This window comes from Feifania hominis (assembly GCF_014384765.1).
Taxonomy (GTDB): domain Bacteria; phylum Bacillota; class Clostridia; order Oscillospirales; family Feifaniaceae; genus Feifania; species Feifania hominis.
The window spans coordinates 422,006-439,605 of record NZ_JACRSP010000001.1 but is presented as its reverse complement, the minus strand read 5'-3'; the positions used below and the strand labels follow the sequence as shown (position 1 = coordinate 439,605).

Annotated in this window: 16 protein-coding genes; 5 read left to right on the top strand and 11 right to left on the bottom strand. The window is 60.3% G+C overall.

Annotation, left to right across the window (positions count from 1 at the left end; genetic code table 11):
- Window positions 1–64: 64 nt before the first annotated feature.
- From H8695_RS02085 to H8695_RS02050, 8 genes are all read right to left on the bottom strand, one after another.
- The gene (locus H8695_RS02085; protein WP_249299214.1) at window positions 65–907 is read right to left on the bottom strand and encodes a hypothetical protein; all 843 of its coding nucleotides are present in this window, start codon (window positions 905–907) and stop codon (window positions 65–67) included.
- Window positions 908–1,001: 94 nt separating this feature from the next.
- Window positions 1,002–3,434: an endonuclease MutS2 gene (locus tag H8695_RS02080; protein WP_283243542.1), complete on the bottom strand. Its 2,433-nt coding sequence runs from the start codon at window positions 3,432–3,434 to the stop codon at window positions 1,002–1,004.
- 15 nt (window positions 3,435–3,449) lie between these two features.
- Complete coding sequence (recO, locus tag H8695_RS02075) at window positions 3,450–4,220, bottom strand: DNA repair protein RecO (RefSeq protein ID WP_249299213.1); 771 nt, start codon at window positions 4,218–4,220, stop codon at window positions 3,450–3,452.
- Window positions 4,198–5,100: a GTPase Era gene (gene era, locus H8695_RS02070; RefSeq protein WP_249299212.1), complete on the bottom strand. Its 903-nt coding sequence runs from the start codon at window positions 5,098–5,100 to the stop codon at window positions 4,198–4,200. Before era ends, recO begins: the two co-directional genes overlap by 23 nt.
- Window positions 5,090–5,596 (bottom strand): rRNA maturation RNase YbeY, encoded by a 507-nt coding sequence (gene ybeY, locus H8695_RS02065; protein WP_249299211.1) that lies wholly within the window; start codon window positions 5,594–5,596, stop codon window positions 5,090–5,092. The genes era and ybeY overlap by 11 nt, the downstream gene beginning before the upstream one ends.
- Window positions 5,574–6,560: a PhoH family protein gene (locus H8695_RS02060; RefSeq protein WP_249299210.1), complete on the bottom strand. Its 987-nt coding sequence runs from the start codon at window positions 6,558–6,560 to the stop codon at window positions 5,574–5,576. Before H8695_RS02060 ends, ybeY begins: the two co-directional genes overlap by 23 nt.
- Window positions 6,561–6,628: 68 nt before the next feature.
- Window positions 6,629–7,843 carry a sporulation protein YqfD gene (gene yqfD, locus H8695_RS02055; protein ID WP_249299209.1) on the bottom strand — a complete coding sequence of 405 codons (1,215 nt, stop codon included), beginning with the start codon at window positions 7,841–7,843 and terminating at the stop codon, window positions 6,629–6,631.
- 26 nt (window positions 7,844–7,869) lie between these two features.
- On the bottom strand, window positions 7,870–8,172 hold the full coding sequence (locus H8695_RS02050) for a YabP/YqfC family sporulation protein (protein WP_249299208.1): 303 nt from the start codon (window positions 8,170–8,172) through the stop codon (window positions 7,870–7,872).
- A gap of 127 nt (window positions 8,173–8,299) precedes the next feature.
- On the opposite strand from H8695_RS02050, the gene H8695_RS02045 reads away from it, so the two are divergent.
- From H8695_RS02045 to H8695_RS02030, 4 genes are all read left to right on the top strand, one after another.
- Window positions 8,300–9,520, top strand: a complete 1,221-nt coding sequence (locus H8695_RS02045) for a nucleoside recognition domain-containing protein (RefSeq protein WP_249299207.1) — start codon at window positions 8,300–8,302, stop codon at window positions 9,518–9,520.
- Entirely contained in the window at window positions 9,517–9,726 is a 210-nt protein-coding gene (locus tag H8695_RS02040; RefSeq protein WP_249299206.1) for a hypothetical protein, read from the top strand. Before H8695_RS02045 ends, H8695_RS02040 begins: the two co-directional genes overlap by 4 nt.
- Window positions 9,727–9,828: 102 nt before the next feature.
- Window positions 9,829–10,797, top strand: coding sequence for an L-lactate dehydrogenase (locus H8695_RS02035; RefSeq protein WP_249299205.1), 969 nt, complete (start codon window positions 9,829–9,831; stop codon window positions 10,795–10,797).
- Window positions 10,794–11,930, top strand: coding sequence for a glycerate kinase family protein (locus H8695_RS02030; protein ID WP_249299204.1), 1,137 nt, complete (start codon window positions 10,794–10,796; stop codon window positions 11,928–11,930). Before H8695_RS02035 ends, H8695_RS02030 begins: the two co-directional genes overlap by 4 nt.
- Window positions 11,931–11,981: 51 nt before the next feature.
- On the opposite strand, the gene H8695_RS02025 is transcribed toward H8695_RS02030, so the two are convergent.
- A complete protein-coding gene (locus H8695_RS02025) occupies window positions 11,982–13,382 on the bottom strand; it encodes an MATE family efflux transporter (protein ID WP_346726782.1) in 1,401 nt (466 codons plus the stop codon).
- Window positions 13,383–13,562: 180 nt separating this feature from the next.
- Here H8695_RS02025 and H8695_RS02020 point away from each other — a divergent pair, with 180 nt between their 5' ends.
- On the top strand, window positions 13,563–14,366 hold the full coding sequence (locus H8695_RS02020) for a Cof-type HAD-IIB family hydrolase (RefSeq protein ID WP_249299202.1): 804 nt from the start codon (window positions 13,563–13,565) through the stop codon (window positions 14,364–14,366).
- Between the two features lie 70 nt (window positions 14,367–14,436).
- On the opposite strand, the gene H8695_RS02015 is transcribed toward H8695_RS02020, so the two are convergent.
- Together H8695_RS02015 and H8695_RS02010 are read right to left on the bottom strand one after the other, a co-directional pair.
- Window positions 14,437–16,929, bottom strand: a complete 2,493-nt coding sequence (locus H8695_RS02015) for an excinuclease ABC subunit UvrA (protein WP_249299201.1) — start codon at window positions 16,927–16,929, stop codon at window positions 14,437–14,439.
- A 112-nt stretch (window positions 16,930–17,041) separates the two neighbouring features.
- A complete protein-coding gene (locus H8695_RS02010) occupies window positions 17,042–17,554 on the bottom strand; it encodes a GNAT family N-acetyltransferase (RefSeq protein WP_249299200.1) in 513 nt (170 codons plus the stop codon).
- Window positions 17,555–17,600: the final 46 nt, after the last annotated feature.

Below are 17,600 nucleotides of genomic sequence, written 5' to 3'. Positions count from 1 at the left end.
TTATTGTTCACTAGTCTTCATTTTCCAATATACCAATCTATTATAGTTACCGCCGCAACCCCTGTCAAGCCCAATGCAGCAACTTTGAAGCGAGCGCGCGGTCCAACTCACCCTCTCTGCCTTTCAGGGCGACCGTGACCGCATCTGATCCCAGATTCTCCGTGAGAAGCAGCAGCAAATCCTCCCTCGACAGCAGGCTCGCCGCATAGTCAACTGGTGCGCGCCGCGGTTCAAACACCGGTGAGATCAACTTCTGCGGGTCGTCGTGGCGTGGCTCATACTCCCCATCAAGATTGAGCACGATGCCCTGGCGGCGGATCAGGCGGTTTCGCACAATGCCCTCCGCTCCAGAGAGCACAACGAGTACATCCGCCTCAAAATCGAGCTCAAAGGGCCTTGAAAGCGTCACTCCCGCACCCCGCTCGGTGAGCGCCCACTCACAGAAGCCCTCGTAGCGCTCAGGCTCTGCGCAGATCACGCTCACCCGCGAGGCGCGAAAGACGAGCTCCCGCAGCCAGGGCTCATCCGCGTATGCCGCGTCGCGGTCGTAGACAACAAGCGTAAGCTCACTGACCGGCTTTGGCAGAATCTCAAAAAAACGATTGGCGAGAGCGAGCTTTGTCTGAGCGAACGTCTGCTCGAAGTCGAGCTGGCGCAGCCCCCAGCGCGTCAACGGCGCGCCAAAGGAGTACTCGGTCTCATTGTGCACAATCAGGGTGTCAACACCCATGCGCGCAAAGCGCCGTGCGAGCTTGCGGAGCCACCTCTCGTGCCGGCGCCTGGTATAGTTTGCCGAAAGTGTCAGCGACACATTCCAGAAGAGAAAATCAGAGAGCTCATACTGGCGCTCGCGCAGGCGACAAAATCGTCGCCTGTCACTCTGACTGATCTGCAGAACTGCCGTCATGGTCTTTCCCTCCTACCCTGCTCATTCACTCTCCCACTATACGTGGACAGGGCAGAAAAAATGCGTGCCGGGCGGCACGCATTTGACAATTCGACTATTTGAGTTCCACAATGGTGACCCCCGTCTCCCCCTCGCCGTACACACCCAGCCGAAAGGATTTGACGTGCGGGTTTCCCCTGAGAAACGCATGGACTGCCGCGCGGAGCGCACCCGTCCCCTTGCCGTGAATCAGCGAGACCTGATTGATTCCGGCAACGGCACAGTCGTCGAGAAACTTGTCGATCTCAAGCGACGCCTCATCGCCGTTCATTCCGCGCAAGTCGAGCTCCGGGTTATAGCTGCGCACCGATTTCGGTCCATCGGCCCTTGCTGCGTTTTTCTCACGGTTAGCCATGAGGTCACGGTATTTGCTCTTTGAGACGTTGATGGTCACCTTGTCGGTCTCTACCAGGCGCACATCCCTGACGTTCACCTTGGTTTTGATGATGCCCGCCTGCAGCTCCATATTGCCGTTCTGATCGGGCAGACTCAGAACCGAGGCGAGCTTGTCGATGTTTTTGATCTGCACGCTGTCGCCGATCTTCAGCGGCCGCGGCAGAACATAGCCGTCGTCACTGTCGTTCACAGGGTTGACCAGGTTGTCGAGGTTTGACAGATGACTTTTGGTCTTTGATTTGAGCTCCTGCAGGCTGCGCTGGTAGTCTGCGCTCTCACGGATTCGGCGCACCTGGTCAATCTGCTTTTGCAGTTCGGCATACTCGTGCTTCGCCGCGGCTAGAATCCGCCTGGCCTCCTGACGCGCTCGGTCCGCCTCGCGGTCGCGCATACGCTCAAACTGCTCGCGCTGTTCGGCGAGACGCCCGCGCTCACCCTCAAGCTCCCGGCGCAGAAGAGCCGCCTGCTCGTGTTCGCGCTCAAGCTGCTGGCGCTTGTCGTCGAGCTGGTGGAGCACCTCCTCAAACTGGATGGAGTCCTCCTCAATCAGGCTCTTTGCGCGGTCGATCACCGCCGCATCAAGCCCGAGCTTAGCCGAGATGGCAAAGGCGTTAGAGCGGCCCGGTGTGCCAATGAGCAGCTTATAGGTCGGCTTGAGACTCTGCACATCGAATTCACAGGAGGCGTTTTCCACCCCGGGCGTCTTGAGCGCAAAGAGCTTGAGCTCGGCGTAATGAGTGGTCGCCGCGATGCGCGCGCCGAGAAGACGCCCGCGCTCCAGTATGGCAATGGCAAGCGCCGCGCCCTCGGTTGGGTCAGTACCCGCGCCGAGCTCGTCAAAAAGCAGAAGCGTACGCTCATCCGCCACCGCCATGATGCTGACGATGTTTGTCATGTGGGAGGAAAACGTCGACAGCGACTGCTCGATGGACTGCTCGTCGCCGATGTCGGAGAGCAGATTGTCAAAGGTCGACACGCGGCTGCCGTCCCACGCGGGGATGTGGAGCCCCGCCTGCGCCATGAGTGTCAGAAGTCCGAGCGTCTTGAGTGTCACCGTCTTGCCGCCCGTGTTGGGGCCGGTGATGACCAGCGTATCGAAGTCACCGCCCAGACGGATGTCGATCGGCACCACCCGCCCGGCGGGAATCAGCGGGTGGCGTGCATGGCTTAGCTCCACCACGCCGTCATCGCCGACCAGCGGCCGCGTCGCTTTCATCTGGTAGGAGAGCTTGCCCTTGGCAAAGATCACATCGAGCGCCACGATCAGATCGTAGTCGGTTTTGATGCTCTCGCCGCTCTCGGCCACCTGGGCGGAGAGCTCGGCGATGATGCGTTCGATCTCGTCCTGCTCTTTCGAGAGCAGCACTCGCAGCTCGTTGTTGGCCTCAACGACTGACATGGGCTCGATAAAATAGGTCGCGCCGCTGCCCGATGTATCGTGGACAAGGCCCGGAATGTCGTTTTTGTGCTCAGCCTTGACCGGGATGACATAGCGGTCGCCGCGCATGGTGATAATCGGCTCCTGCAGATACTTCTGCATGGTGGTGGAACGGATGATTCGCTGGAGAATCTCACGGGCCTTGGCGGTCTGCGCGCCGATGGCACGGCGGATGCGTGCGAGCTCTGCGCTCGCCGCGTCTGCGATCTCCTCCTCAGAGAGAATGGAGTTTGTGATGAGCTCCTCAAGATACTTGTTCGGCACAAGCCCCGAAAAGAGATGCCCGATGGAGAGCTCCACCTCCGATGCATCGTCGTGGTAAGCGCGAAGCGTGCGCGCCGTGCGCAGCACGCCTGCGACGTCGAGCAGCTCCCGCAGCGAGAGGCGCGCCCCCTTGTCGGCGCGCTGTACGGCTGAAACGACATTTTTCACAGCCGCAAAGCGGGGCCCTCCCCGCAGCCCGATGAGCGTCTTCGCGTCGTCGGTCTCCCGCAGACGACGCTCGACCTCCTCCCGGTTGCCCGACGGCGTGAGCGCACGGATGCGCTCCTTGGCATCGTCAGTCGCAGCACACTCGGCGAGCATGGCCACAACTTTGTCGTACTCGAGCGTGCGGCGGGTCTTGGCGTTTAATGATTCCCGATTCTGTTTCAAGTGTTCACCTGCTTTTCAAACAATACTGTGATAGAAGCCGAGCGTCTTGAACCGGCGCTCGAGCATGACTCTTGCAAATCCCTCGGCTACCTCTGCAAGCTGGTCCAGCGAGGCCGGCGAAAGTGTAAAGGAAAAGAGCTTTTCAGGACGGCAGGACACAATATAGCGCATGGCGTCCACGCTTCCAGCCGAAACAGGGTAGATTGTTTCAGCCGGTGCATCGCTTTCACAGCTGCCGCAGAGCAGGCCCCCCGCGACACAGTCAAAGCGGGTCAGCCCGCTCTCCCTGCCGCAGCTGACACAGCTGTGAAGCTCCGGCAGATAGCCCGAGAGCGACAGGATACGAAGCTCGAACACCGCCTTGACAAACTTTGGCGGCAAATCGCGCTTTGTCAGCACATGCAGCGTGTTGAGCAGCAGCCGCAGAATCTCGTCCTCGGCGGCATTTTCCTCCACCGATGCGCCTGCGAGCTCGAGCAGATAGTTGCCAAGCGCGAGCTTGACAATGTCGGTGCGCAGATCGAAAAAGGTCTCAATGACCTCGCCACCGGTGATGATTCCCGTGTCCTTTCGCTTGACAATGGAGTATTTGGCATAGGTGAACAGAGAGCTCACCGCGAGGAGCTTGCCCGACACTTTGCGCGAGCCGCGCGCCCAGGCCTGCACCTTGCCGTACCCCTCGAGAAACAGGGTGAGAATCTTATCGTTCTCACCCACTGCGGTCTCCTTGATGACAATACCCCTGGCCATGAGTTCCATACCGTCAGCCATCTCTCCTGTCGTCATAGCCGAAGTTCCGAATCAGATAGTCGCTGTCGCGCCAGTTCTCCTTGACCTTGACAAAGGTCTCAAGATACACTCTCGTGTCAAGCAGCCGCTCGATGTCGGCGCGCGCGCGCGAACTGATGGCCTTGAGGGTCTTTCCTCCTCTGCCGATGATGATGCCCTTGTGGGACTCCCTCTCGCAGTAGATGGTCGCGCTGATGCTCACAAGGCCGTCCTCACGCTCGCGAAATTGGACGATTTCCACCGCAATGCCGTGGGGCACCTCCTGGTCGAGCAGGCCAAGCGCCTTTTCGCGGATGATCTCGGCGACCATTTGCCGCTCAGGCTGATCGGTCAGCTCGTCCTCCGGGAAGTACTGCGGCCCCTGCGGCATGAGCGCGAGAATCTCGTCGCGGACAATATCCACCCCATCGTTTTTGAGCGCCGAGATGGGTACAACCGCCCGAAAATCGCAGCAGTCCCGATAGAGCATGATGGTCTTGGCAATGAGCTCCGGCGTACTGCGGTCCACCTTGTTGATGACGAGAACCGCAGGCAGCTTGTCCGAGACAAGCCGCGCCAGAATCTGCTGCTCAATCTCGGCAATCTTCCCGTTCGGCTCCACCACAAAGAGCACGGCGTCGACATCGCGCAGAGAGCTCTCAGCCGAGCGCACCATGTAGTTGCCGAGCCTGGTGCGCGGGCGGTGCATTCCGGGCGTGTCCACAAAGACTACCTGGGTGTCGTCGGTGGTCAAAATGGCAAGAATGCGGTTTCTGGTCGTCTGGGGCTTCGGCGAGACGATTGCCACCTTTTCGCCGACCAGGGCGTTGACCAGTGTGGATTTTCCCACATTCGGCCGGCCGACCAGCGACACAAAGCCCGATTTCTTAATCTCCATGTTCCCTCCTCAGGCCGAGCGTCTGCAATACAGCCTCAGCCCTCTGTCTCATCACCTGTTCTTCATCGGGCTCGACATGGTCGTAGCCGAGCAGATGCAGCATGCTATGTACGCACAGAAAACCCGTCTCGCGCTCAAAGCTGTGGCCATACTCCTGCGCCTGAGCCGCCGCTCTCTCGAGCGAGAGCACGATGTCACCGAGCATCACCGCGCCCGTGGCGCGGTTTCTCACGGCCTCGAAGTCCGGCTCGCCATCCCACTCCAACAGAGGAAAGCTCAGCACATCCGTCGGCCGGTCAACTCCGCGCGCCTGCAGATTCAACTCGTGGATGGCCTCGTCGTCGACGAAAGTCACGCTGATCTCCGCCGGCTCCGGGAACCCCTCAGCGCGAAGAGTCTCATCGACGCAGCGCAAAAGCAGCGCCTCGAGTCCGTCGGTTTTCAGCTTGTCCTGTTCGTTGGCAAAGAGAACGCTATTTTGACTCTTTTCTGACACGGCGGCGCCCCTTTTCTTCCTCGTATTTCTCATAGGCCATGATGATCTTCTGTACCAGCTTGTGGCGCACCACATCGCGGTTGGTCAGGTTGACAATCGCAATATCGTCGATGTTGCGCAGGATCTTGATCGCCTCGACGAGCCCCGATTTTTTCCCATAGGGCAGGTCGGTCTGGGTCGTGTCGCCCGTGATGACTGCCTTGGAATTGAAGCCGAGGCGGGTGAGAAACATCTTCATCTGCTCGGGCGTGGTGTTCTGGGCCTCGTCGAGAATGATAAAGCTGTCGTCAAGCGTGCGCCCACGCATATAGGCGAGCGGCGCAACTTCGATGTTGCCGCGCTCGAGGTACTTGTGATAGGTCTCCACGCCGAGCATGTCGAACAGCGCATCGTGCAGCGGCCGCAGATAGGGATCGACTTTGTTCTGCAAATCGCCGGGCAGAAAGCCGAGCTTCTCTCCCGCTTCGACTGCCGGTCGGGTGATGATAATGCGGTTGATGTTCTTGTCGCGAAAGGCTGAGACGGCCATTGCTACGGCGAGATAGGTCTTGCCCGTTCCGGCAGGGCCGCCCGCCAGGGTGATGGTATTCTTTTCAATGGCCTCCACATACTTCTGCTGGCCGAGCGTCTTCGCCTTGATGGGTTTTCCCTTGGCCGTGACGCAGACACAGTCCCCCGCGAGGGCATTGATTTTGTCCTGCTCGCCCTCCTCCACAAGAGAGATCACATATTCGACATTCTGGTCGCCGATGAGCTCTCCCTTTGAGGCGAGCAGCAGCAGGCCCTCCACAACCTTGATGCCCCGGTCGACATCCTCCGCGCCGCCGGAGAATTTGAGTTCCCCGTCCCGGAAGAGAATGCTGATGTGATAGCGCTGCTCGATGGCCGCAATGTTCTCGTCAAAGTTGCCGAAAACATTGACGACCTCCTCCATTCGGTCGATGTTGATGGTGCGTTCCGTCATATCCTCCTGCGCGGCGGCCATCCCGCCGCTTCCTTTCCACTGCCGGATTCTCCGTCCTCTTGCCGCACTCACGCGGCGGGCTGCTGCTCGGGCATGTCGGCCGGATAGATGCGCACGCGCTCGCCGATGTCCTCCACGCAGTCGTACGTGATTCGCACGGTGATGGAGTCGCCGTTGTCAACCACGCTCTCATGGCTGTCGAGTACCTCCATCCCCCGGAGCTTCTGCTCGGCGAAACGGCCGATTTTGCCGCGCGCCTCAAGAAGCTGCTCCTCACGGGTGAGTGTCCGCTCAAAGACCTCTTTTTCCTTGTAGGTGACGACTTCCATCTGAATGGGCAGATAGAGCTGCCCGCCGATGGACACGTCGTATTCATTCGTAATTTTATCATATTCGGCGGCAGAAATACCACTGTTTAGAAACAATTTTATCGGCAGCCCGAAAATGCGCAGGGTGCGCTTTTTCTCCACCTCGCCGGTGTAGTACTCCTCCTGTTTGATTTGGGGTACGGTGGTCTTGAAACTTCGTGCGGTCTGCGCGAGAATCTTTGCCTCGCTCGCGTGCAGCGTCATCTCTCCAAACTGGTTGGTGCGCGTACCCGCGACAAGAAGCTGCCCCTTGGTCACGGCGTCGCCGACTTTCACCATGGGCTCGCCCTCGTAGACCTCAAGGGCCGTAATCACCCCGTCGCTTCGCGCAAAGATGTCATAGGGATTCTCGCGGTCGACAAACTCCGGCGCCATGACCCGCTCCTTGACCTCGACAAAGGCCTTGCTGCCCTTGATGTTGATGGCGATCCACGCGAGGCGGTCGTTTTTGATGAGCATATTCTGATAGATGGTATCAAGGTCGAGATTGCCCGCGTAGATACCGGTGACAAAGCCCTCTTCCGCGAGCTGGGCGAGAATCTCCTCGTCACTTACCTCCACGTTGCCGCTGACGTCGATGGACCAGATAAAACAGGACATGAACGCCAGCGCCGCCAGAAAGAGCAGCACCCCCGCCGCCAGCGCGTAGCGTTTGCGGTAGCGCCGCACCAGAAAGGGGAAGCCCCGCTTTTCCGTAATGCGCAGCCTGGTTTTGGTCCTGTGTGCAATCGGCCGCAGTTTTTTGAATTGCCGCGCGGGTACGGTGAAGTCCATCTCCTCGCGGCTGTGGCGTTCCACACGGTAAATTTTGATGCCCGCATGAGTACAGAGATTCAAAAAGCGCTCCAGAAACGAGCTTCTGGCAAAGACGGTGACGCTCCCCCAGAAAAACCGGAGCAGACGAAAGATGATCATAGTTTACTCCTTATCCGGCGCACGAGTCAGGCCGTAAAGTCAATTCCGACAATAAATCCCGTGATCTCGGCATACTCTGCGGTGAGATTTTTCAAATTGAGGTTCTTGCCCCGCACCACGATGACCACATTGCCGCCCGACAGGCGGATGCAGTCGTCGTTGTATTCCAAAATGCCCTTGTGCGACTCGACGGTGAGCGCGCGGTTGCCCAGCAGCTCGATACGGCTGCCCCCGGTGAGCGCGTCACTCGGGATATCGAGCGCCTGGCTGATGTCGGCGATCCGCTCGCGGATTCCCCGGTGATCGCTGTCCTTTGTTCTTCTGGCCATGGCTCCTCCTGTATGCTGTTCTAACAAAAATTTATGCCGGCGGCGATGGTAAAATGACTTCGCCGGTAATATATTAGCCTATACGGAAAACGGCGGGGCTCTCCCGTCATGGAAAGGAGCGGCCTGCTTGGGATTTCTGATCAAAAAGTGTTTTCGCTTTCTTCTGCCTGCCGCGATACTCGCCTGTATCGCGGCGCTCATCCGCTATCCGGGCGAGGTCTCGGCCGCCGTCATCGAGAGCCTCGGCGTCTGTTTTCGGGTTATCATCCCCGCGCTCTTCCCCTTTTTTGTCTTTGCGTCGCTGCTCATTGAGACCGGCGGCGCACGCCAGCTTGGCACCGTGTTCGGCTTTCTCATGCGACCGGTTTTCAACGTGCCCAAAAGCTGCTGCCTTGCGTTCTTTCTCGGCATTCTCAGCGGCTATCCGGTCGGCGCAAACACCGCGATCTCACTCTATCAGAGCGGCTACTGCACCAAGACCGAAGCCGAGCGGCTGCTCTCTTTCTGCAACAACTCAGGTCCCGCATTTGTCCTCGGTTCGGTCGGCATCGGCATCTGGAAGGACTTTCGCCTGGGGGTGCTGCTCTATGTGTGCCACATCGCCGCCTGTGTCTGCACCGGCTTTCTGTTTCGCTTCTACAAGTACGGTGACCGCAGCCGGGTTCCCGCCTCCCGCGGGAGCGGCAGCACGGCCCGCGGACTCTCCGGCGCACTGACCAAATCGGTGCGCTCCTCAACCGACAACCTCATCTATGTCATTGCGTTTATCGTCTTCTTTGCCGTCGTGACAAAGCTGCTCACCTTAAGTGGCGTCATCCCGGCTGTCGCCGCCTTTTTCGCCCGCGTGTTCTCCCCCGCCGGACTCGACGCCGCTTTCTTTGAGAATCTGCTCGGCGGACTGCTCGAGGTCACGGCGGGTGTGCGGGGCGCAGGAGCGCTCACCGCAAGCGCCGCTTCCCGCCTCGCGCTCACAGCCGGCATCCTGGGCTGGGCCGGCATATCGGTACACTGTCAGGTTCTCTCGTTTCTCTCAGAGTCGGATCTGAGCTCTCTGCCCTACATCGGCGGCAAGGCGGTGCAGTCGGTTCTGGCGTCTGTTTTCACCTACGTGGCGCTCTTTTTCTATCCATTTGAAATCTCGGTCGGCAAAACGCTTCAAAGCGGTGTAGAGTCCATTTTGAGCGTCGGCTTCTCCGATATCCTGCTGCTCTCCTGCGCGCTGCTCATTCCGGCGGGTATCGCCTGGGGCATCGCGGCGATTGTCCCGCGCAGGCAAAAATCGGGGCTTTCCAAGCGGGCTGTGTTGCGCTATACTAAACAGGAAGAACACCTTGGGAGGACGCCATGATCTTTGGAAAGAAAATCGAACCACGCTGTGAGCTCTGTGAGCACGCCGTCACCGTGGTGGGCGGCGGACAGCTGCTCTGCCGCAAACGGGGCATGGTGGAGTGCGGAGCCCGCTGCCGCCGGTTCCGCTACGACCCGCTCAAGCGCATTCCCAAGCGCCCCGCCGCCCTGCCGGAGTACCGGCAGGAGGACTTCTCCATCGAATAGAAAATCCCCGCCGCCCTCAGAGGGTGGCGGGGATTTTTGTTGACGCTCTCCGGCGGCGCTTTTATAATGGAGTCAACAAACAGAGAGGGATGTGATTCATCCATGACAGTCAACCGCAGCAAAGTCGTCATAGTGGGCGCCGGAAACGTCGGGTCCACCATCGCGTTCAATCTTGTCATCGCAGGGGTCTGCGACGAGGTGATGCTCCTTGATGTCAACGCTGAAAAGGCTCGCGGCGAAGTGCTCGACCTGCGCCACTGCGTTGAATATGCCAGCCGCAACATCCGCGTCAAGACCGGCTCCTACGCCGACTGCTCCGACGCCGACATTGTGGTCATCACTGCCTCGGCGCCGCGCGGCGGAACAATCGACCGGCTCGAGATGCTCGGCGCCACGGCCAAAATCGTCGGTGACATCGTCACGCCCATTATGGCCAGCGGCTTCAACGGTCATTTTATTGTGATTTCCAACCCGGTCGACGTCATGGCCTACTATGTCTGGCGCCTCTCGGGTCTGCCGAAAAACCAGGTCATCGGCACCGGCACGGCGCTCGATTCGGCCCGCCTGAAGACGCTCATCGGCGAGCTGATGAACATTGACCCGCGCAGCGTTCAGGGCTACACCATGGGCGAACACGGCGACAGTCAGATGATCCCCTGGAGCCATGTCACCGTCGGCGGCAAGAGCTTTCTTGAAATCGTCGCCGACGACCGCGCGCGCTTCGGCGAGGTCGACCTCGAGGGTCTCCTCTCGCGGACGGTCCGCTCGGGCTTTGAGGTACTCAGCCGTAAGGGCAACACCCAGTTCGGAATCGCAGGTGCCACAGTCGGTATCATCAAGGCCATTCTCTTTGATGAAAACCGTATGATTCCGGTCTCCACGCTGCTCGACGGCGAGTACGGCGAAAGTGATGTCTTCTGCGGCGTGCCCGCCATCTTGAACCGTACCGGCGTCAAGGAGATCGGCGAATTCCACCTCACGCCTGAGGAACTGCGGCGCTTTCACGCCTCGGCGGATATCATCCGTCAGGCCATTGCGAGCCTGCCCCCTGAGGGAGGTGCGTCGCTTTGAAAAAGTTTCTGCTCATCCCCGACTCGTTCAAGGGCACCATGTCCTCCCAGGAGATCTGCGACATCATGCAGCGCGCCATCACTCACAACATCCCCGGCGCCGAAATCATCAAAATTCCCGTGGCCGACGGCGGCGAGGGCAGCGTGGACGCCTTTCTCAGTGCCCTGTCCGGCGAGCGCCGCAGCGTCACGGTCAGCGGCCCGTTCGGCGAGTCGGTGGCCGCCTGCTACGGTGTCGTCGACGGCGGGAGCACCGCCGTCATCGAAATGGCGGCCTGCGCCGGTCTTCCTCTGGTGGGGGATCACCCCGATCCTCTGCGCGCCACCACATACGGCGTCGGCGAGCTGATCGCCCACGCCGCCAAAAGCGGCTGCAAAAAAATCATCGTCGGCCTCGGCGGCAGCGCCACCAACGACGCCGGCGCCGGTGCCGCCTCGGCTCTTGGAGTATGCTTTTCCAATGCAGCCGGCGAGACTTTTGTGCCCACGGGCGGTACGCTCGAGCGGGTTGCGCACATTGATCTCTCCGGTCTCATGACAGAGCTTTCGTCCGTCGAAATTCTCACCATGTGCGACATCGACAACCCGCTCTTCGGCGAGACGGGCGCCGCCCATGTCTTCGCGCCGCAGAAAGGGGCCGATGAGGAAATGGTTCGTCAGCTCGACCGCGGTCTGCGTCACATGGACGAGGTCGTCCGCCGGGATCTCGGCAGAGACCTTGCCGGCACTCCCGGCGCGGGCGCCGCGGGCGGTATGGGCTTCGGGATGCTCGCTTTTCTCTCGTCGAAGCTCCAGATGGGCATCGAGACCGTCCTTGACACCGTGCGCTTCGACGAGCTGCTCGACGGGGTCGATCTCGTGCTCACCGGCGAGGGCAAGATCGACTCCCAGTCCATTCGGGGCAAGGTCGTCATCGGCGTCGCCGCGCGCACGCAGCGCGCGGGCGTTCCACTCATCGCCATTGTCGGCGATATCGGAGACGGCGCCGAAGCCGCCTACGACCGGGGAGTCAGCGGCATTTTCAGCATCAACCGCGTCGCCGTGCCCTACCGGGAGGCAAAGCTGCGCGCGCACGACGACCTCTATCTCACAGTCGACAATCTGTTCCATTTCCTCGGAGTCGTCCACCGCTGAATCACAGCAAAAAGGAGTCTCAACCGCAGTTGAGACTCCTTTTTTATTCTTTCACGCCTGCGCGCCTTGCACTTGGGCGACGCCCTTCATCAGCTTTCGCACCTTGCGCCGGTAGGCGGCAACGGTGAGGACCGCTGCGATCGTCCAGGAGATGACAAGAGACGCAAACAGCGACTCCGGCCGGCCGTTCGGGTACTCTGCATCCCGACTGAGCCATGCAAACAGATACGCGAGCGGCAGCCGCAAAACGACCTGCGTGATGATCGCAATCCACATCGGTGTTCTCGTATCTCCAATCCCTCTCATAAAGCCGCTGAGCGCCTGGCTCACACCGAAGACCAGATAGCCCACCGCGAGAATGCGCAGCATCTGTACACTCATGCCGATGAGGGCCTGCGTGTCGGTAAAAATCCAGGCGAGCTGCTCGCCGAAGAGCAGGATTCCCCCTGTCAGAACCGCCGACATAACGAGCGCCACCAGGATTCCCTGCCGTGCACCGTCGCGCAGACGTCTCGTCTGTCCCGCGCCGTAATTCTGGCCGGCGTAGGTCGTCATTGCCACCCCGATGGAAAACGCGGGCATCATGGCAAAGCCGTCGATGCGCATCACGACGACGTTGCAGGCCATCACGATTTCCCCGAGGCTGTTTGTCAGCGACTGCACCAGCAGCGCCGAGATGGAGAACACACCCTGCGAGACGCCGCTCGGCAGACCGAGTCCGATGATTCCCCGCACGCACGAGGCGTCAAGACGCAGATCGCTCTTTTTCAGGTGGAAGTGCTTACGCATGCGAAACAGCTTCCATGTGCAGAGCACCGCCGAAATCCCCTGCGCGATCACGGTCGCCAGCGCCACGCCCGCAACACCCATGCCGAACCCGGCCACAAACCAGAGATCGAGCACGATGTTGATCGCCGTTGACACGAGCAAAAACAGAAGCGCCGACACATTGTCTCCCAGGCCGCGCAGAATACCCGAGAGGATGTTGTAATAGACAAAGCCGGCAATGCCCAAAAAGAAGATGGTCAGATAGTCTGCACACCACTCGTAGACAGCCGGCGGCGTATGCATGAGCCGAAGCAGCGGCCGCGCCGCAAGTACGCCGATTGCCATGCTGATCACCGTCGCAATCGCGGTGACGGTGATGCAGTTTCCAATCACTCTCGCAAGCCCCTCGCGGTCGTGTGCGCCAAAGCGCTGCGAGACCAGAATCCCCGCGCCCGTCGAGATGCCAATGAACAGCACCAGCAGCAAATTGAGAATCGGAGACGCCCCGCCGACCGCAGCCAGCGCGTTGTCACCCACATAGCGGCCGACGACAATGGTGTCGACCGTGTTGTAGAGCTGCTGGGCAATGTTGCCCAGCAGCATCGGCACAGTCAGCTGTGTGATACGCAGCCACGGCGTTCCGGTCGTGACATCCTGTGCCTCAAACAGTTTTGCAATTTTCAAGCCCCTCGTCCTTCCCATTCCCTAAACTTTGTTCTCTGCAAGCTCAGTTGTTCCAGTATATCTGATTTTTCAAAGCCGCGCAATACCTGTCGCTGCCGCTGTCAAATTCGTTGACGGCGCGCCGACCAACGTAGTAAAATGGCCTTACTGTCCGAAATTCACTGTCAGAGGAGTCGCTTTATGAACCCCTATCAAATTGTCTTTTCCGACATCGACGGAACCCTGCTCGACAGCACCTTTCGCGTCCGGGAGGCCACCGCTGCCAAAATCCGCGAACTCGATCGGCGGGGCATTCCCTTTATCCTGGTGTCGGCGCGCATGCCGCGGGCCATCTATCTGATTCAGGACGCCATCGGCGTGCGTTACCCCATTGTCTGCCACAGCGGCGCGCTGACACTCGATGAAGAACGCCGCCCCGTGCGCAGCATCGGCTTCGACAAGGCGCTCGCACTCGAGCTGCTCAGCCGAATCGGTCCCGCCTGGCCCGGAACTTCTCTCAATCTCTACGCGGACGACCGCTGGCTTGTCGACGACGCGCAGGACCCGCGCATCGTCTTTGAGAGTGAGGTCATCGAAGTTCCCGCCGAGCAGGGCGACTTCGGTGAGCTGCTCAGCGGGGTCGATCAGGTTCACAAAATTCTGCTCATCTGCCAGCCGGAGACAACCGACCAGATCGCCCGGGAAATCACCGAGGCCTATCCCATGCTCGCCGCTCACCGGTCCAGCACCACCTACCTCGAAATCACCGACCGCAGCGCCGTCAAATCGGGGGCGGTGCGCGCCATCTGCGAACACTATGGCATTCCGCTTGAGAAAGCCGTCTCGTTCGGCGACAACTTCAACGATGTGGACATGCTGCGCGCCACCGGCCTCGGCGTCGCCATGGCAAACGCCCCCGAACCGGTGCGCCGCAGCGCTGACCGCATTACGCTCGACAACAACCATGAGGGCGTCTTGCACATGCTCGAACAGCTCGGGCTGTAGCCCGCTTTTTCCACATACGCAGAGCGGGACACAGGGCTGCCGCCCCGTGTCCCGCTCTTTTTCTGTTCTTCTATTCCAGAATCTCTTTGAGATAGCCTGCGGTGAGACTGTCCGGATTTTGCGCGAGCTGCTGAGGTGTGCCGGCCGCCACGATTCGGCCGCCCAGTTCACCGCCGCCCGGCCCCATGTCCACCACGTAGTCGGCATTTGCAATCATATCCAGATCATGCTCGATGACAATGACCGTCGCCCCCGCGTCAAGAAGCCTTTGAAATACGCCGATGAGCACCCGCACATCCAGCGGATGCAGCCCGATGGTCGGCTCGTCGAAGACAAAGACCGTGTCGCTCTGCTGCCTGCCCATCTCGGCGGCCAGCTTCAGCCGCTGGGCCTCACCGCCGGAGAGTGTCGGGGTGGCCTCGCCCAGCGTCAGATAGCCAAGACCCAGACTCTCCAGCACCTGGAGTCTGCCCTGCACGGTCTTCAAATCCTCACAGGCGGCCATGGCCCGTCTGACATCCATCGCCATCAGCTCCGGCAGAGAGCGGCACTCTCCGCCTCTGCTCCGGCGTAAGATCTGCCAGGCCTCTCTGCGGTATCTCGTCCCCCTGCAGTCGGGGCACGGGATCTCCACATCGGGCAGAAACTGAACATCCAGGCTGATTGTCCCCGTGCCGTCGCAGGTGGGGCAGCGCAGCGCACCCGTGTTGTAGGAGAAGTCCCCCGCCCGGTATCCGCCGGCTTTGGCGTCGGCTGTTTTTGCGTAGGCCTTTCTCAGCTCGTCGTGAACATTGGCATAAGTCGCCACAGTGGAACGCACATTGATGCCGATCGGCGACGCGTCGATCAGCTTGACCCGCCGGATACCGTCGGCACTCACCCCCCTGATGTGGCCGGGCAGCTTTTTCCCCTCTATGGCCGCCTCCAAAGCCGGAATCAGGCTCTCGAGAATCAGCGTCGTCTTTCCCGAGCCCGACACGCCGGTCACGGCTGTCAACCGTCCTTTGGGGATACTCACCTCGAGCGGTTTTACGGTGTGAATCGCTTCGGTTTGAAGCTCAATGATGCCGTTTTCAAACATCCTGTCCACTGCTGCACAGTGCCGCACCCGCGGCTTTTCCCGCCCCGTCAGAAAGGGGGCGATCTGCGAGGCGGCGCCCGCTCCAAGCGTCTCAAGCGAGCCCTGCGCAATCACAGTCCCCCCGTCCGCTCCGGCCTGCGGCCCCATTTCAATAAACCAGTCCGCCTCGCGGAGAACCTGCGTGTCGTGGTCGACCAGAATCACGGAGTTCCCATCTGCAATCAGATCCCGCATGACGCCCGTGAGGCCCACCATGTTGGCGGGGTGCAGACCGATCGACGGCTCGTCCAGCACATACAGCACGCCCGTGGTGCGGTTTCTCACAGCTCTCGCAAGCTGCATACGCTGGCGCTCGCCGGTGGACAGTGTGGAGCTTGCGCGCTCCAGGCAGAGGTAGCCGAGGCCGAGATCCAACAGCCGCTTCGCCCCCAGAAGAAACGAATTGCAGATGGTCTCAGCCATGGGCCGCATCTCCTCCGGCAGAGCGTGCGGCACCTCGGCCACCCACTCCGCAAGCTGCGCAAGAGGCCTTGCACAGGCCTCGTCGAGGGAGAGGCCGCACAGTCTCGGCGCTCTCGCAGCGGCACACAGGCGCGTGCCTGCGCAGTCGGGACAGGGGTCCTCTCTGAGAAACTTTTCGACCCGCTTCATGCCCTTTTCGTCCTTTACCTTGGCGAGGGCGTTTTCAACGGTGTAGACCGCATTGTAGTAAGTAAAATTTAGCTCGCCCGCCTGGTTGCTGTTCTTGGCCTGATAGAGAATGTGCTTCTTCTCCGCCGGGCCGTGAAAGACGATTTCCCGCTCTTGTGCGGTGAGCTCGGAAAACGGCACATCTGTGCGTACCCCCATCGCCCGGCACACATCGGTCATCAGCGACCACATCAGCGTGTTCCAGGGTGCGACCGCTCCCTCGTCAATGGAAAGGGACTCATCGGGTACCAGTGTGGATTCGTCCACGGTGCGCACGGTCCCCGTGCCGCCGCAGGCTGGACATGCCCCCTGGCTGTTGAACGCCAACTCCTCGGCGGAGGGCGCGTAAAAGTGCGCGTCGCACTCCGGGCAGACAAGCTCTCTGCCCGCCGCCACGTCGATCGACGGTCTGAGATAGTGTCCGTTCGGGCAGCGGTGACTCGCAAGCCTCGAGAACATCAGCCGCAGACTGCTCAAAAGCTCCGTACCGGTGCCGAACGTGCTGCGGATTCCGGGTACGCCGGGCCTCTGGTGCAGCGCGAGCGACGCGGGCACATAGAGCACCTCGTCGACATCCGCCGCCGCAGCTCCCGTCATGCGCCGTCTGGTATAGGTGGAGAGAGATTCCAGATACCGTCTGGAGCCCTCGGCATAGAGAACGCCAAGCGCAAGCGAGGATTTGCCAGAGCCCGAAACGCCGGCAATCCCCACGATGCGATTCAGCGGAACGTCAATGTCTATGTTTTTCAGGTTGTGGACACGGGCGCCCCGTATCTCAATGTGATCCGGCATTTTCTTCGCTCCTCGATAACCGGGAGAGCTCTCCCGTATTGCAAAAGGTTTCCCGTAATATGATAACACAAAAAGCCGGCGCATCAAAACGCCGGCTTTTACGCCCGCCGCCCTACTCCTCTTCGCGCAGTCGTGCGTAGACGCAGGAGTCAAGCAGTTCGCCGCCTTTGAATACGCTTCGGCGCAGCGTGCCCTCGAGCACAAAACCCGCCTTTTCCAGCACCCGCCGCGAACCGGCGTTTCGCGCATAGGGCTCGGCGTAAACACGCACAATGTCAAAGCGCTCAAAGGCCATGCAGGTCATCTGCCGCACCGCCGCGCTCATGATTCCTCTGCCCCAGTAGGGTTTCGCGAGCCAGTATCCGAGCTCGGCGCTTTTTCGGTAGACGTCTTTTCCGACAAACACGCCGATGCTCCCGACCGCCTCTCCATCCGCCTCAATGGCGCGGCAAAGCCGGTCTTCTTCCCCCTGTGAAAGGCAGCTTGCAATGTAATCCCGGGCATCCGCGAGTGCATAGGGATGTGGAAAGACATCGCGCAGATTCCGTGCCACCTCCCAGTCAGCGGCGTAGCGCGCAATGCTCTCGGCGTCACTCTCCCGCCAGGGTCTCAGATAAAATTCCACAGTGCCTCCCCCTTGGAAGAGAGCGGATGCGCCGGGCGCATCCGCT

Excerpts from the sequence above, each read along its gene's own strand:
- H8695_RS02085 (WP_249299214.1), bottom strand. The coding sequence starts at position 907 with ATGACGGCAGTTCTGCAGATCAGTCAGAGTGACAGGCGACGATTTTGT.
- recO (WP_249299213.1), bottom strand. The coding sequence starts at position 4,220 with ATGACGACAGGAGAGATGGCTGACGGTATGGAACTCATGGCCAGGGGT.
- era (WP_249299212.1), bottom strand. The coding sequence starts at position 5,100 with ATGGAGATTAAGAAATCGGGCTTTGTGTCGCTGGTCGGCCGGCCGAAT.
- H8695_RS02060 (WP_249299210.1), bottom strand. The coding sequence starts at position 6,560 with ATGACGGAACGCACCATCAACATCGACCGAATGGAGGAGGTCGTCAAT.
- yqfD (WP_249299209.1), bottom strand. The coding sequence starts at position 7,843 with ATGATCATCTTTCGTCTGCTCCGGTTTTTCTGGGGGAGCGTCACCGTC.
- H8695_RS02050 (WP_249299208.1), bottom strand. The coding sequence starts at position 8,172 with ATGGCCAGAAGAACAAAGGACAGCGATCACCGGGGAATCCGCGAGCGG.
- H8695_RS02040 (WP_249299206.1), top strand. The coding sequence starts at position 9,517 with ATGATCTTTGGAAAGAAAATCGAACCACGCTGTGAGCTCTGTGAGCAC.
- H8695_RS02035 (WP_249299205.1), top strand. The coding sequence starts at position 9,829 with ATGACAGTCAACCGCAGCAAAGTCGTCATAGTGGGCGCCGGAAACGTC.
- H8695_RS02020 (WP_249299202.1), top strand. The coding sequence starts at position 13,563 with ATGAACCCCTATCAAATTGTCTTTTCCGACATCGACGGAACCCTGCTC.
- H8695_RS02015 (WP_249299201.1), bottom strand. The coding sequence starts at position 16,929 with ATGCCGGATCACATTGAGATACGGGGCGCCCGTGTCCACAACCTGAAA.